Annotated in this window: 9 protein-coding genes; 4 read left to right on the forward strand and 5 right to left on the reverse strand. The window is 63.0% G+C overall.

Annotated elements, in window-relative coordinates; translation table 11 throughout:
• Positions 1 to 8 precede the first annotated feature (8 nt).
• The gene (locus FJU30_RS27215) at positions 9 to 164 is read left to right on the forward strand and encodes a YnfU family zinc-binding protein (RefSeq protein WP_223881599.1); all 156 of its coding nucleotides are present in this window, start codon (positions 9 to 11) and stop codon (positions 162 to 164) included.
• Positions 165 to 411: 247 nt separating this feature from the next.
• On the opposite strand, the gene FJU30_RS26870 is transcribed toward FJU30_RS27215, so the two are convergent.
• Positions 412 to 714: a hypothetical protein gene (locus FJU30_RS26870; protein WP_191091617.1), complete on the reverse strand. Its 303-nt coding sequence runs from the start codon at positions 712 to 714 to the stop codon at positions 412 to 414.
• Here FJU30_RS26870 and FJU30_RS15015 point away from each other — a divergent pair.
• Complete coding sequence (locus FJU30_RS15015; protein WP_191091618.1) at positions 713 to 2,230, forward strand: EAL domain-containing protein; 1,518 nt, start codon at positions 713 to 715, stop codon at positions 2,228 to 2,230. The two genes, FJU30_RS26870 and FJU30_RS15015, sit on opposite strands and share 2 nt — an antisense overlap.
• A 34-nt stretch (positions 2,231 to 2,264) precedes the next feature.
• Here FJU30_RS15015 and FJU30_RS15020 read toward each other — a convergent pair whose 3' ends face one another.
• The 4 genes from FJU30_RS15020 to FJU30_RS15035 form a co-directional block, all read right to left on the reverse strand.
• On the reverse strand, positions 2,265 to 4,001 hold the full coding sequence (locus FJU30_RS15020; RefSeq protein ID WP_150435785.1) for an acetyl/propionyl/methylcrotonyl-CoA carboxylase subunit alpha: 1,737 nt from the start codon (positions 3,999 to 4,001) through the stop codon (positions 2,265 to 2,267).
• Positions 3,998 to 5,611, reverse strand: coding sequence for a 5-oxoprolinase subunit B/C family protein (locus tag FJU30_RS15025; RefSeq protein ID WP_150435873.1), 1,614 nt, complete (start codon positions 5,609 to 5,611; stop codon positions 3,998 to 4,000). The genes FJU30_RS15020 and FJU30_RS15025 overlap by 4 nt, the downstream gene beginning before the upstream one ends.
• Before the next feature lie 150 nt (positions 5,612 to 5,761).
• On the reverse strand, positions 5,762 to 6,535 hold the full coding sequence (locus tag FJU30_RS15030; RefSeq protein ID WP_150435786.1) for a LamB/YcsF family protein: 774 nt from the start codon (positions 6,533 to 6,535) through the stop codon (positions 5,762 to 5,764).
• 15 nt (positions 6,536 to 6,550) lie between these two features.
• Positions 6,551 to 7,786 carry an NRAMP family divalent metal transporter gene (locus tag FJU30_RS15035; RefSeq protein ID WP_150435787.1) on the reverse strand — a complete coding sequence of 412 codons (1,236 nt, stop codon included), beginning with the start codon at positions 7,784 to 7,786 and terminating at the stop codon, positions 6,551 to 6,553.
• A gap of 298 nt (positions 7,787 to 8,084) precedes the next feature.
• On the opposite strand from FJU30_RS15035, the gene FJU30_RS15040 reads away from it, so the two are divergent.
• Positions 8,085 to 8,750 carry a GntR family transcriptional regulator gene (locus FJU30_RS15040; RefSeq protein ID WP_223881600.1) on the forward strand — a complete coding sequence of 222 codons (666 nt, stop codon included), beginning with the start codon at positions 8,085 to 8,087 and terminating at the stop codon, positions 8,748 to 8,750.
• 146 nt (positions 8,751 to 8,896) lie between these two features.
• On the forward strand, positions 8,897 to 14,866 hold the full coding sequence (locus tag FJU30_RS15045) for an alpha-2-macroglobulin family protein (protein WP_150435788.1): 5,970 nt from the start codon (positions 8,897 to 8,899) through the stop codon (positions 14,864 to 14,866).
• Positions 14,867 to 14,896 lie beyond the last annotated feature (30 nt).

Here is a 14,896-nt window from a genome sequence, read left to right on the forward strand (position 1 = left end):
TCAACGATATGTCTATCTTTGATGGACTCAAGCTTTTTCATAACGGGACGGTCAACGTCACCTGCCCGAACTGCTCTCGCGTAACGGCCCAGTCGCAACAAAAACTGCGTAAAAAAATAACTCTGATTTGCCCGGCCTGCGGTTTTTATTTTCGCCGCGATTAATTGCGCCCGTTTCTCCTCTTCTGCCTTTAACCGCGCGCCCTATGTTCGTTTGAGGCCCGGCGGCAGGGCGGGATGAATTAAGCCGAGAATCGTACTCCTTGTACTTTTTTGTTTTACTTTGGCACCTTTCGGAGGTGCCTTTTTGTGTTGCGCCTTAAGGCCGCCATGTCGGCGATTAACGTGAATTCGGCGCTCTTTGCGCGGCATGCCGGAGACGAGGACGGCGGACATTAGCCGGAGGATCAGGTCAGCGCGCGGCAAAGACGTCAGGCGACCGGTTAACGACGGCGCGATAACGTTCCGGATCGGCGGTTATCGGGTTAAAGGCGTTGGGAAGCGGACACAGATCACTTATTCCCCCGATTAAAAAAATAAACTTATGGTTAAAATTGTCGATTAACCAGTTATCCCCTCCATTTTTCAGGCCGCAGGCGAGTGAGTTCGTCGTCGCCCTGTGTTCTGGGGCTATTGGGGGCGAAGGAGCGTGTTTTACTATGGCCAGGGAATTCACCGCGATGAGACCAATCGGCAGAACAGCAAAAATGATCATGGCGTTTAATGTCGTCGCCGGCATGCTGTGTCTGTTGCTTCTGGGTCAGTTTATGGTGGCAAGGCTCGATCAGGGCAAACTGAATGAATATGCCGGTACGCTGATGCAGCGTGCCAATGACGTGGCGCTGCAGTCGCAAGAGGCCATTGATGAAGCGAACCTTCTGGCGGCGGAACCGTGCAGCGACGCCGATCTTTTTCAACTGCGTTTTATGGTCTATAAGTACGGCTTTTTACTGGATATCGGCCGCGTGCGCGATGGCCGGCTAATCTGTTCCGCCGGGCGCGGCCGACTGAGCGCCCCCGTGTCGCTGCCGCCGCCGAATCTGCGGACGGAAGGCGGCGTCTTGCTCTGGCGAGCGACCCGGGGGCTGGTCGATCCCCGAATACAAATGGACATTGCCAGCCAGTACGACATCGCCGTTTTCACCTCTCCCGATGCTTTTCACAGTTTTTCCTTCCCTGTTCCCGGTTATAGCGCCCTGCTGACCACGTCCGATGGCCGTCACGTGTATCAGTCCTTCGGTATGCCGGAAGGGCAATATTCCCGTCAGCCCAGCGCGTGGTATCGCCACTATCGGCTGGCGTTTCAGTGCAGCGAAATTTACGATATCTGCACATACGTCCGTCACGATGCTTCCGGCATTTTCTCTCTGCCGTGGCATCTGTACGTTGCGATCCTGCTGCTGGGCGGTTTGCTGGGCGGCTCGTTATCGCTGGCGGCGATCTTGCTTATCGATCGCAACCGGTCGATGAGCAAACAGGTGTACAGCGCCGTTTATGGCAACCAGCTGCATGTGAACTACCAGCCGCTGATTTGCCTGCACAATGACCGGATCATCGGCGTTGAAGTGCTGTCCCGCTGGATCAATAAGAAAGGGGAAAATATTCCGCCCGATATCTTTATCCCGCTGGCCGAGGAGCTGGGCATTATCGGCGAGATTACGCGCCAGGCCACGCGCATGGCGCTGGAAGAACTGCGGGATGTGCTCATCGGTAACCGGACGTTTTATCTCAGTATCAATATTGATATTACCGACGTGCTGGATCCGGCGTTTCAGTGCTATCTCAATCAACTGGTGCAGCGCTGCGGCGTCAGCCGGCAGCAAATTATGCTGGAGATAACCGAACGCTCGACGGCCGACTACCGCGACCTGTCCGAACGGCTGACGGCCCTGCATGAGGAGGGATATCGCGTCGCCCTGGATGATTTCGGCACCGGTTATTCCAACCTGTCTTATCTGACCGTGATGCCGTTTGATGCGATTAAGATCGATCGGATGTTTACCGGGGCGATCGGCACGGATTCGGTAAATGCGCAGATGGTCGAGCTGTTGTTCACCCTGACCGCGATGTTTAAATCCACCGTGATCGTTGAAGGCATCGAAACGCCGGAACAGGCGGACTGGGTGCGCCGTCATTGCCCGGGCGCGGTCGGACAGGGCTGGCACTTCGGTCGGCCGATGAGCGGCCCGCGCTTAAGAGAAACGTTTATGCTGCCGGCCGCGTCGGCGTAGCCAACCGGCCCCCGTGCGGGGGCCGACCCGCAGGCTATGCGTCTTCGATGCGGCCCAGCGCGTCGCCGGCGTCCATCAGCGTACCGGCTTTGGCGAGCTGCGACAGCCGGCCGGCGCGCGGCGCGACGATCTGCGTTTCCATCTTCATCGCCTCCATCACCGCAAGGGCGTCGCCGGCGTTGACCTGTGCGCCGTCCTCGACCAGCCAGGCGTGCAGCGTGCCGGACAGCGGGGCGCACAGCTTATCGTCCGACTGCGGCGCGTTATCCGCCGGCGACGCATGTTCCCCCGGCGCGGGCAGGGAACCGAGATTGCGCAGCAGGGCGGCCGGCAGGCCGAGCGTACAGCGGCGTCCGTCGATTTCGATCGTACTGCGCAGCAGTTCCGTACCGGCGGGCGGCACGGTGCGCGGCGCGATGTCCGCCAGCCCGGCGAAATCGGTTTCGATCCAGCGGGTGTGGACGCGAAAGCCCTGTTCGCCGGTGAAATCCGCCTGCGCGATCACCGCCTGATGAAACGGCAGCACGCTGGCCACGCCCTCGATATTGAACTCGCGCAGCGCGCGGCGCGCGCGCGCAATCGCCTGTTCACGGGTGGCGCCGGTAACGATCAGTTTGGCCATCATCGAGTCGAAGGTGCCGGGCACGACCGAACCCCGCGCCACGCCGGTATCCAGCCGGATACCCGGACCGGACGGCGGCTGAAATTCATCGATCGCGCCGGGCGCAGGCAGGAAGCCCTTGCCGGCATCTTCGGCGTTAATGCGGAATTCGATGCTGTGGCCGCGCGGCGCCGGCGTTGCGTTGAACGACAGCGGCAGCCCTTCGGCGATGCGTAACTGTTCGATCACCAGATCGACGCCGGTGGTTTCTTCGGTCACCGGGTGTTCGACCTGCAGACGGGTATTGACTTCAAGAAAGGACAGGGTGCCGTCCGCGCTGAGCAGAAACTCCACCGTACCGGCGCCGACGTAGCCCGCGGCGGCGCAGATATCGTGCGCCGCCTGGTGGATGCGTCGGCGCTGTTCGTCGCTCAGGAACGGGGCTGGCGCCTCTTCGACCAGTTTTTGATTGCGCCGCTGCAGCGAACAATCACGGGTGCCCACTACCACGATATTGCCCGCACGGTCGCCCAGAATTTGCGCTTCGATGTGGCGCGGCCGATCGAGGAACTTCTCCAGAAAACACTCGCCGCGGCCAAACGCCGCCGTGGCTTCGCGCACCGCCGACTCATACAGTTCGGCCACTTCGTCCATGCGCCAGGCGACCTTGAGTCCGCGTCCGCCGCCGCCGAAAGCGGCCTTAATGGCGATCGGCAGGCCGACCTGTTCGGCGAAGGCCAGCACCTGTTCGGCGTTATCCACCGGCTCCGCGGTGCCGGACACCAGCGGCGCGCCGACGCGCTGAGCGATTTTGCGCGCCTTTACTTTATCGCCCAGCGCCTCGATGGTCGCCGGATCCGGGCCGATCCAGATCAGGCCGGCGTCGATGACGGCCTGAGCGAATTCGGCGCGTTCGGACAAAAAGCCGTAGCCGGGGTGGACGGCGTCGCAGCCGCTGCGTTTAGCGATGGCCAGCAGTTTGTCTATGGCCAGATAGGTATCGGCCGGGCGCTGTCCGTCCAGCCCCCAGGCTTCGTCGGCGCAGCGCACGTGCAGCGCGTCGATATCGGCGTCGGCGTAGACGGCGACCGACTGTAAACCATAATCGCGACAGGCGCGGGCAATACGAACGGCTATTTCGCCGCGGTTGGCGATGAGTACTTTTTTCATAGTGTCTTCTTCAGAGCGTGCGGATTCGGCTGAGCGTCATCCAGTTCGCAAAACGAGGTTATCGGATTAAAGCGGATACGGGCGCCTGGCGGGATCTGACCGGCCAGGTCCAGGTGATAACTGGCGACCGCGCCGATCACCGGGTAGCCGCCGGTCAGCGGATGATCGGCGAGAAACAGCACCGGCTGACCGCTGGCCGGCACCTGAATGGCGCCGGGCGAGGTGCCTTCGCTGGGCAGCTCGCTTTGGTTGCTGCGCGTCAGCGGCTGCTCGCCGTTCAGCCGGATGCCCACCCGGTTCGACTGCGGGGTAACCAGCCAGAGCTGACCGGCCAGCAGCCGAATGGCTTGCTCTGTGAACCAGTCGCTGCGCGGGCCCATCACCACATCGAGGGTGACCACCTGCTGGCTGACCGGCAACTCGTGGGTCGGCGCTTCGCTAAGCGATACCGCCCGCTGCGCGCTGATGCGGCCAATCGCCAGCCGGTCGCCTGCGCGCAGCGGTTCCGGGCCGAGCTGCGCAAGGGTATCGCGCGACAGGCTGCCGAGCACCGGCGCGACGGCGAAACCGCCGCGCACCGCCAGATAGCCGCGCAGACCTTGCTGCGCGGCGCCCAGCGTCAGGCGGTCGCCGTCTTCCAGCAACAGCGGTCGCCAGCTTTCGGCCGGCAGCGGCCGTCCGTCGCGATCGGTCAGACTCAGCGGCATGCGGGCGCCGGTGACGGCCACCAGAGCACGACCGCGGCAGATCAGACTCAGTCCGCCGTGCAGGATCTCGATGCAGGCGCGGTCGGCCGGGTTGCCGACCGCGCGGTTGGCGGCGCGCAGCGCGCCGCGATCCAGCGCGCCGGAAGTGGAAACCCCCTGAGCGGTCTGGCCCGGCCGGCCCAGATCCTGCAGCAGGCTTTGCAGGCCGGGCGCGACAATTTCCAGCGCGTCGACGCCCTGCGGCGCATCGGCGGCTGGCGCGGCGGGGCGTTCGGCCGGCGGGCTGTCCGGCAGCGGGCCGGCGTCGCGGAAACGCACCCGATAGCCCGGCAGCAGCAGCGCCGGCTGCTCGCGCGTCAGATCCCACATTTTCAGCGGGGTCACGCCGAGGATCTGCCAGCCGCCGGGGCTGGCCTGCGGATAGATGCCGCTGAATTCGCCGGCCAGCGCCACGGCGCCGGCCGGGATTTTGGTGCGCGGCGTGGCGCGGCGCGGCACGCGGAATTCGGCGCCGCCGGTCAGATAGGCGAACCCGGGCGCGAACCCGGTGAACGCCACGCTGTAATCGCGGCCGGTATGGCGCCGAATCAGCTCATCAGTACTGATGCCGAGTCCCTGCGCGACCTCGGCCAGGTCTTCGCCGTTGTAATGCACCGGGATTTCAATCAGCCGGCCGGCGCGATCGGTGCGATGGCTGACGTCGCGGCCGGCGATATGGGCGATCAGTTCGGCGCGGCCGACGGCCGCCGGACGGAAATAGATCAGCAGGGTGCGGGCGGCGGGAATGATTTCGTCCACGCCCGCGACGGGATTGGCCTGCAGCGTCTCGAACAGGGCCAGGGTTTCGTCCAGATCGGCCAGTTCGACCAGAATCGCGTTAAGGTTGACGGGTAAAAAACGCAAGGCTAACTCCAGGGTATGGCGGATACTGCCGGGAATATCGGCGATGGGTGATGGCGAAGCGGAGGACGGCCGCGCCGCCGGCCAGGGGGTCAATCGCCCCGGCGCGGCGGCGGGCGTCAATCGCCCGATATTTCGCCTGTTCGGACGAGGTCATTCCGCTTCATGCGCCGTAAAGGGGCGAAGCGTCACGCCGGCCTTTTCCAGCGCGAGGCGCACCTGATGCGCCATCGCCAGCGCGCCCGGGCTGTCGCCGTGCACGCAGATCGAATCGGCCTGAACCGGCGTCGGCGTACCGTCGATGGCTTCCACCACGCCGTCTTCCACCAGCCTGAGCATACGCCGCGCCACCAGATCGGCATCGTGTAATACGGAACCGGCCAGCCGGCGCGAAACCAGCGTGCCTTCAGGCGTATAGGCGCGGTCGGCGAAGGCTTCGGCCACGGTGGTCAGTCCCTTTTCTCGCGCCAGATTGAGCAGCGGCGAGCCGGCCAGACAGACCAGTACCAAACTGGCGTCCACTTCGAGGATCGCCTGAATCACGTCGAGCGCCTGGCGCTTGTCGCCGGCGATAGTGTTATACAGCGCGCCGTGCGGTTTGACGTAGCTCACCGTGGTGCCGGCGGCGGTCGCCAGACCTTGCAGCGCGCCGATTTGATAGATCACGCCGGCGGTCAGATCGGCGCTGGCGATATCCATATTGCGGCGGCCGAAGCCCGCCAGGTCCGGGTAGCCGACATGCGCGCCGATCGCCACGTTGCGTTCTCTGGCCGCGCGCAGCGTGCGCAAAATGCCAGCCGGATCGCCGGCGTGAAAACCGCAGGCGACGTTGGCGCTGGTAACGATGTCGAGCATGGCGTCGTCATCGCCCATTTTCCACTGACCGAAGCTTTCGCCCAGGTCGCTGTTTAAATCAATAGTCGTCATATTAGCGTCCTCGTATCAGGCCACGTTAAGAAAAGCGAAGATTGGGCCGATGGATTTAATCGCCATGTACCAGGTCAGCACACAGGTCACGGCGCCGATCAGCAACAGCCAGCGCGAATAATGGTAACCGCCCATCAGGTCGCTGCGCCGCCAGCCGACGTACATGAACAGCGTCAGCCCGATGGGCAGAATCAAGCCGTTGAAACCGCCGGCAAACACCAGCAGCGCCGCCGGCGGCGTGCCGAGCAGCAGGTAAATCAGCAGGGAAAGGGCGATAAATATCACCGTAGCCTGATTGCGTCCCCGTTCGGTGATGTTCGGTTTGAATACCGTGATGAACGAAATCGAGGTATAGGCGGCGCCGATAACGCTGGTGATCCCCGCCGCCCACAGGATCAGGCCGAATATGCGCAGACCGAATTCGCCGGCCGCGGCCTGGAACGCCTGGGCGGCCGGGTTGGCTCCCTGGCCTGAGGTATCGATAATCACGCCGCTGGCCACCACGCCGAGAATGGCGAGAAACAGAATGTAGCGCATCACCCCGGTCACCATGATGCCGTGCAGCGCGGCTTTGGATACTTCCTGAATATGTTCAGCGCCGGTGGTGCCTTTATCCAGCAGGCGGTGGGCGCCGGCATAGGTGATATAGCCGCCGACCGTGCCGCCGACAATGGTGGTGATGGTGGCGAAGTTGATGTGATCCGGCCAGACGGTCTGGCGCAGCGCTTCGCCCAGCGGCGGCTGAGAGACGATGGCGACGAACAGAGTCAGACCGATCATCAGTAGTCCGAGCACGATCATAATGCGGTCGACCGCGATGCCGGCGCGGCGCGACAGGAAAATGCCGATGGCGATGACGGCGCTCAGCGCGCCGCCCCATTTCGGCGGCAGGCCGAGCATGGCGTCCAGCCCGAGGCCGGAACCGGCGATGTTGCCGATGTTGAACACCAGCCCGCCGAAAATCACCAGCACCGCCAGCAGGTAGCCGCTGCCGGGCAACGTGGCGTTGGCGATATCGGAAGCGCGCATGCCGGTCAGCGTTACGATGCGCCAGACGTTGATCTGCACCACGAAGTCGATCAGGATCGAGGCAAGAATACCGAAGGCGAATGCGGCCCCCATCGTGGCGGTAAAGGTGGCGGTCTGGGTGATAAAGCCGGGACCGATGGCCGAGGTGGCCATCAGAAATATCGCTGCGATTAGCGAAGCGCGGCGCTTTTTAGCAAAATCACCGGTTGCCTGCGTTGACATAGGTGTGCACTCCTGGTGGGGGATGTTTAGGGCTAAAAATGCAATAGCTGTGCCAGAACAGAATGATAGACGCTAAGTTGTTGGCTAATATGAATTGTTTTGTTGAACAATTTGCGCCTTGTCGCCGACTGATTGAACCAGTATAGGTCATTACGGTTGCGCAATGCACCGATATGGTGCGGTGACGGCGGCGGCGGCGGGCCGGCGCACCATTTGCTTGACGGGCGATAAGCAACTCGGAGATGATCGCTGCCACCCCGGCAGGACGACGCCGAGCCGGATTGCTGGCAATGGATGGATGATGAAGAAAGAATTACCCGAGGATACCCGCCCGCTGGGTGAAAAGGTGACGCAGGAAATTCGGCGGATGCTGATTGAAGGCGAGCTTCAGCCCGGTCAGCGGCTGTCGGAGGCGGCGCTGAGCGACGATCTGGCGATTTCGCGCAATACGCTGCGCGAGGCCTTTCGCGTCCTGACTCAGGAGGGGCTGCTGCGCCATGAGCCCAATCGCGGCGTCTTTGTGGCGACGCCCAGTATGGCGTCCATTATCGATATCTATCGCGTCCGGCGCTTTATCGAGTGTCAGGCGCTGGCGCAGGCCTGGCCCGGTCATCCGGCGACCCGACACATTGCCGCCGCCGTCGCCGCCGCCCGCCGCTGTCGGGACGCTCAGGATTGGCTCGGCGTGGGCACCGCCAACATGACGTTCCATGCCGCAATTGTTGAACTGGCCGACAGCGAGCGGCTGAATACCTTCTTCGGCCATCTGCTGGCCGAGTTGCGCCTGGCGTTCGGGCTGCTGCACGACGCCGAATTTTTGCATGCTCCCTATATCGAAATGAACGACCGGATTTTACAGCTGATCGAATCCGGTCAGGCGCAGCAGGCGGCGCAGGCGATGGAAAACTATCTGGTGCAGTCGGAGCGCACTCTGCTGGCCGCCTGGGCGCGCGGGATGGAATAGCGTCCGGCGCCGCATGCGTCGCCGGCGTACATGCAGTCTGAAGTATGACGAGATATAACTCGCGGCATTCCGGTGAAGGGATATGCCATGGATACAACAGCGGACGCCGGACTATGGTCGGCCTCAGAGTCTGAAGGGTGATTTTTATGGATTTACTCCGTTTTATTCTTCGCCTGCCTTTTATTCTCCTGCGCGCGATCGGACGCGTCATCGGCCTGATATTGCGCGCGCTGGCCAGATTCCTCCGTCCGCTGACTGGCGAAATCCGCTGGCAACCGCCGCGCTGGCTGCCGTGGCTGGGCCGGGCGTCGCGCGCGGCGGAAGCCTGGGTGAACCGTTATCCCGGGCGGCTTTCCCTCGCCATCGTGCTGCTGGCCGCGCTGTCCGGCGCGCTATTTTATGGCTATCACTGGCTGCAGAATCGCCCGTCGCCGATTGACCCGGCGCCGATGACCCGGCTGAACGCCACGGTGAACGTCCAGCCGCCGGCGACGCCCGACTATCGCGCCGCGCGGCAGGCGCCTCAGCGCCTCGAGCTGCATTTCTCCGCGCCGGCCGCGCCTATCGCGCAGATCGGCAAAACGATCGCCCAGGGCGTTACGCTGACGCCGGCGACGGGAGGCGTCTGGACGTGGGAAAATGAGCGGACGCTGGTCTTTACCGCGCAAAAAACATTGCCGATGGGGCAGCGCTGGCAAATTAAACTGGATGCGCAACGACTGCTTGCGCCGCAGATTGTGCTGGATAAAACCCAGTATGAATTCACCACCCAGGCGTTTGGCTACCGTTTCGGTCAGCCCGAATTTTATCAGGATCCGCAAAACCCTCAGCAGAAGAAAGCCATTTTCCCGGTTATCTTCAATGCGCCGGTCGATGTGGTCAGTTTCGAAAAGCAGATCGCGCTCTCCCTGCCGCCGGCCCAGTCGCTGGCCTGGTCCGTGGTTTATGACGATAAGAAAACCCAGGCATGGGTGCATTCGGCGCCGCTGGCGCTGCCGGACAAGGCCGGTCAGGTCAGACTGAGCATTGGCGAAGGCGTGAAGTCGACCGTCGCCGCCGGGCCGGTTGAACAGGCGCAGAGCAGCACGCTCGCTGTACCCGGTCTGTATAGCCTGGCGGTGACCGACGTTGGGGCGGTGGTTGCCGAATCCGGCGACGGACAGAGCGCTCGGGCATTGATAGTCGGCGCCAGCGATGCGGTGAACGAGCGGCAGATCAAAACGGCGGTCCGGGCCTGGCTGCTGCCGCAGCATCGCCCGGGGCGCGAGGAGGAGTCGCGCGATCCGGAGGATTTCTATCGCTGGTCGGTGGACGATATCGACAATCAGATCATGGCGCAGTCCAGCGCGCTGACGCTGACGCTTAACGACGTCGAACAGCCGAATCAGCCGCAGTTCAGCTTTGCTTTCGACGCGCCCGCCAACCGCTTCCTGTTGGTGGAGATCGACAATGCGCTCACTTCGGTCGGCGGCTATAAGCTGAAAGAGAAGATCTACCGGGTGGTGAACGTTGCGGACTATCCGCAAACCCTGCGCTTTATGTCGCAGGGCGCGCTGCTGTCCCTGCAGGGCGAAAAGAAGATTACCGTGGCGGCGCGTAACGTGCCTGGCCTGCAGTTGGATATTAAACGGGTGATCCCCGGCCAGCTGCAACATATCGTGTCATTCAAGGAGCGCATCTTTAGCGCGGCCGGTTTCCGTCGTCTGGACGCCGATTATTTTACCGAACACTTTACCTATCATACCGCGCTGGACAACGCCCGGCCGGGCGAAACGACCTATCAGGGCATCGATCTGGGCCGCTATCTGGGCGCCGACGGCCAGCCGAAGCGCGGCATTTTTCTGCTTAGCCTGACGCCGTGGGATCCGCACAAAGCGGCGCGCGGCGCGCAGGAGGACGAAGATCAGTACGACGGCGACGAAAGCGAAGAAGACGAGGGGAGCGACGGCGCGGACTCGCGCTTCGTGGTGATTACCGATCTCGGCATCATCAGCAAAAAGTCGCAGGATGAGTCGCGCGACGTCTTTGTTCAGTCCATCTCCGCCGGCAGCCCGGTCAGCGGCGCCAGCGTCTCCGTGGTCGCGAAGAACGGCGTGACGCTGCTGAAACGCACCACCGGCGCGGACGGCCATGTGAGATTCCCGTCGCTGGAGGCGTTTCGCAACGAGCGTTCGCCGGTGATGTTGCTGGTGGAGAAAGAGGGCGATGTCTCCTTCCTGCCGCTGTCCGCCTGGTACGATCGCGGGCTGGATTTCTCGCGTTTCGACACCTATGGCGCGGAGAACCCGGTCGATCCGCGTACGCTGAGCAGCTATCTGTTCTCCGACCGCGGCCTCTACCGGCCGGGCGACACCTTTCATATCGGTCTGATCACCCGCACGCTTGACTGGCAAACTTCGCTGGCGGGCATGCCGCTGCGCGCCGAGATCCGCGATCCGCGCGCCACGGTGATGAGCAGCCAGCCGCTGACCCTGGACAGCAGCGGCTTCAGCGAACTCAGCTACGCCACCGCGGAAAACTCGCCGACCGGCGAATGGATGGTCTATCTCTATCTGCTGGACAAGGACAACAATAATTCCCGTCTGCTCGGCAGCACCAGCGTACAGGTAAAGGCGTTCGAACCGGATCAGATGAAAGTGGCTCTGAAACTGACGCCCGATCGGCCGCAGGGATGGATTAAGCCGCAGGAACTGAAGGCGGCGATCGAGGTGCAAAACCTGTTCGGCACGCCGGCGCAGAATCGCCGCGTGTCGTCGCGACTGACGCTGCGGCCGGTTTATCCGAGCTTCGGCCAGTACCCGGATTATCGTTTCTATGAAAACCGCCGCAGCGATGAAAACGTCGAAAGCGGGCTGGAGGATCAGACCACCGACGCTAACGGTCAGGCCGAAATCCCGTTGGGCATGAATTCCTGGGCCGACGCCACCTGGCAACTACAGCTGGTGGCCGAAGCCTTTGAAGCCGGCGGAGGTCGTTCGGTCAGCGCGGCGGCGAACGCGCTGATCTCGCCGTACGATTATCTGGTGGGCGTCAGGGCGGATGGCGATCTGGATTACATTAACCACCGCGCCGTTCGGCATCTCAACGTTATCGCCATCAATTCGCGGCTGGAGACGATCCCGCTGGCCGATCTGAGCGCCGAACTGGTCGAACAGAAATATCTGTCGGTGCTGACCCGTCAGGATTCCGGCGTATATAAATATCAGTCGCGGCTGAAAGAAGAGTTGGTTGCGACGCAGCCGCTGACGCTTGCGCCGCAGGGCGGCGATATCACGCTGGCCACTGATAAACCAGGCACCTTCGTGCTGGCGATCAAGGATAAGTCCGGCCGCGTTCTCAACCGGGTCAACTATACCGTGGCGGGCAACGCCAATGTGTCGCGTTCTCTGGATCGCAACGCCGAGCTGAAGCTGAAGCTCAATAAGGCGCTCTACCGGCCCGGCGAAGAGATCGAAGTGGCGATCAACGCGCCTTATACCGGCAGCGGGATTATCACCATTGAGCGCGATAAAGTGTACAGCTGGCAGTGGTTCCATTCGACGACCACCAGTTCGGTGCAGAAAATTCGCCTGCCGGCGGAAATGGAAGGCAACGGCTATATTAACGTGCAGTTCGTGCGCGACCAGAATTCGGACGAGATCTTTATGAGCCCGCTGAGCTATGGCGTACTGCCGTTCAGCATCAGCCGCGAGGGGCGCCAGGCGGCGATCGCCGTCAGCGCGCCGCCGCTGATTAAGCCGGGCGAGACGCTGGCGATTCATGTGACCACCGACTCGCCGCAAAAGGTGGCGGTCTTCGCGGTGGACGAAGGCATACTGCAGGTGGCGCGCTACCGTCTGCGCGATCCGCTGGATTACTTCTTCCGTAAACGCACCCTGAGCGTGGAAAGCGCGCAGATCCTCGATCTGATCCTGCCCGAATTCAGCAAACTCGCGGCCCGGAGTTCGGCGCCCGGCGGCGACGGCGGCGAGGGCATGGATCTGCATCTGAATCCGTTTAAGCGCAAGCAGGATAAGCCGGTAACCTACTGGTCGGGCCTCCGTGAGGTGAACGGCAGCGCCACCTTTAACTATCCTGTGCCGGATTATTTCAACGGCAAAATTCGGGTTATGGCGGTATCGGTGACGCCGCAGCGCATCGGCCACGCGCAGAGCGCGACCACCGTACGGGACGACTTCGTGCTGACGCCCTCGCTGCCGGCCACGGTGGCGCCGGGCGACGAGTTCGACGTCAGCGTGGGCGTGGCTAATAACCTGACCACGCTCAACGGCGGCAAAGCCGAAGTGAAGGTCGCGCTCACCCTGCCGCCGGCCCTGCAGGCGGTGGGCGAATCGGAACGTACGCTGACGCTGGCCGAAAAACAGGAGGGGATGGCGTCTTTCCGTCTGCGCGCGCTTGATTTGCCGGGCAGCGCCAGCGTGGTGTTTAGCGCCAGCGGCGCCGATAAATCCGCGCGCCGCAGCCTTAGTCTGTCGGTGCGCCCGGCGATGCCGTATCGCACCCAGTCGGTGATGGGGCGCATGGCGGGGCGCCAGCAGAGCGTCGACCACCTGCGGCAGATGTTCCCGGCCTTCGCGCGGCGCGAGGCGCTGGTCTCTTACTCGCCGCTGGTGCTGACCGACGGGCTGGCTAAATACCTCGCCGACTACCCGAACGACAGTTCGGAGCAGATCGTCAGCCGCGCCGTGCCGCTGCTTTTTCAACTGCGCCACCCTGAAATGCGCGCCGATATGAGCGAAGCGCAGATTCGCGAACAGCTGAAACGGACTCTCGGCGTGCTGCTGTCGCGGCAGAACAATCAGGGCGCCATCGGCACCTGGCGTTCGACGCCGCAGCCCGATCCCTTTATGACCGCTTACGCGGTGCAGTTTCTGCTGGAAGCGCGCGAGGCCGGTTATCCGGTGCCGGACGCGTTGCTCGGCGCCGCCAACGGTTATCTGCGTCAGCTGGCCGCCGACAACGGCCGGCGCGATCTGAGCGAGCTACGGCTGCGCTCCTTCGCCGCCTGGCTGCTCACCCGTCAACAGGAGGTCACCACCGGCCTGCTGGCGACGGTGCAGTCGCAGCTGCAGGCGGACTATCCGCAGGACTGGCGTCAGGATCTGGCCGCGCTGTATCTGGCGGCGTCCTACAGCCTGCTGCAGATGGACGATGAGGCGGATCGCCTGCTGCAGCCGACGTGGCAACAGCTGAACCGCGCCTGGGATAAGGCCTGGTGGACGCGCGACTACCTGGATCCGCTGGTGCGGGACAGCACCCGGCTGTATCTGATTAGCCGCCATTTCCCGCAGAAGGCCGCGCAGATGCCGCCGCAGCTGCTGGAAAATATTGTGCTTAACCTGCAGAGCGGACGTTTCACCACGCTTTCTTCCGCCATGAGCATTCTGGCGCTGGATCGCTATGCCAGCCTGACGGCGGCGCGGACGGCGCCGCAGGGCGAATTGACCATCAGCAGTAAGGGCGAAGACGACAAGACTCAGGTGATTTCCACCCTGCAGGGGCTGGTCGCCAGGGCGTCGTTTAGCGCCGATAGCCGGGCGCTGCAGTTCAGCAATCCGGGTTCGGCGCCGGCCTGGTATGTGGTGACGCAGTCCGGCTATGATCGGCATGCGCCGCGCGAAGCGGTCGCGCGCGGGCTGGAGATCAGCCGCGAGTATACCGACGAGCAGGGTAAACCGCTGGCGCAGGTTACGCTGGGACAGAAGGTGAACGTGCACGTGAAGATTCGCGCCATCGCCGGCGAGGGACTGGCCGATCTGGCGATTGTCGACCTGCTGCCGGGCGGTTTCGAGGTGGTGCAGCAAACGCCGCCGCCGGCCGGCGAGGAGGATGAAGCGCAGGAGACGGATGAGGCGGCCGACGACGTCTGGCTATCGCCGCTGAGCGTCGGCGGCTCCGGCTGGCGGCCCGACTACAGCGATATCCGCGAAGATCGGGTGATTCTTTACGGCAGCGCCACGCGTGAAGTACAGGCGTTCGTTTACCAGATCAAATCGACCAACAGCGGGGTGTTTAGCGTGCCGCCGGCGTACGGCGAGGCGATGTACGATCGCGAAATCCAGGCGATGTCGGCCGGCCGTGCGCCGCTAACCGTCGTGCCGCCGGCGGCGCGCTGATCGGCGGGGCGCGCTTTGCGCTATACGACG

The organism is Affinibrenneria salicis (genome assembly GCF_008710095.1).

What these genes read in the sequence shown, in the direction of transcription:
- FJU30_RS27215 (WP_223881599.1), top strand. Translation starts at nt 9, where the DNA reads ATGTCTATCTTTGATGGACTCAAGCTTTTTCATAACGGGACGGTCAAC.
- FJU30_RS15015 (WP_191091618.1), top strand. Translation starts at nt 713, where the DNA reads ATGGCGTTTAATGTCGTCGCCGGCATGCTGTGTCTGTTGCTTCTGGGT.
- FJU30_RS26870 (WP_191091617.1), bottom strand. Translation starts at nt 714, where the DNA reads ATGATCATTTTTGCTGTTCTGCCGATTGGTCTCATCGCGGTGAATTCC.
- FJU30_RS15020 (WP_150435785.1), bottom strand. Translation starts at nt 4,001, where the DNA reads ATGAAAAAAGTACTCATCGCCAACCGCGGCGAAATAGCCGTTCGTATT.
- FJU30_RS15030 (WP_150435786.1), bottom strand. Translation starts at nt 6,535, where the DNA reads ATGACGACTATTGATTTAAACAGCGACCTGGGCGAAAGCTTCGGTCAG.
- FJU30_RS15035 (WP_150435787.1), bottom strand. Translation starts at nt 7,786, where the DNA reads ATGTCAACGCAGGCAACCGGTGATTTTGCTAAAAAGCGCCGCGCTTCG.
- FJU30_RS15040 (WP_223881600.1), top strand. Translation starts at nt 8,085, where the DNA reads ATGATGAAGAAAGAATTACCCGAGGATACCCGCCCGCTGGGTGAAAAG.
- FJU30_RS15045 (WP_150435788.1), top strand. Translation starts at nt 8,897, where the DNA reads ATGGATTTACTCCGTTTTATTCTTCGCCTGCCTTTTATTCTCCTGCGC.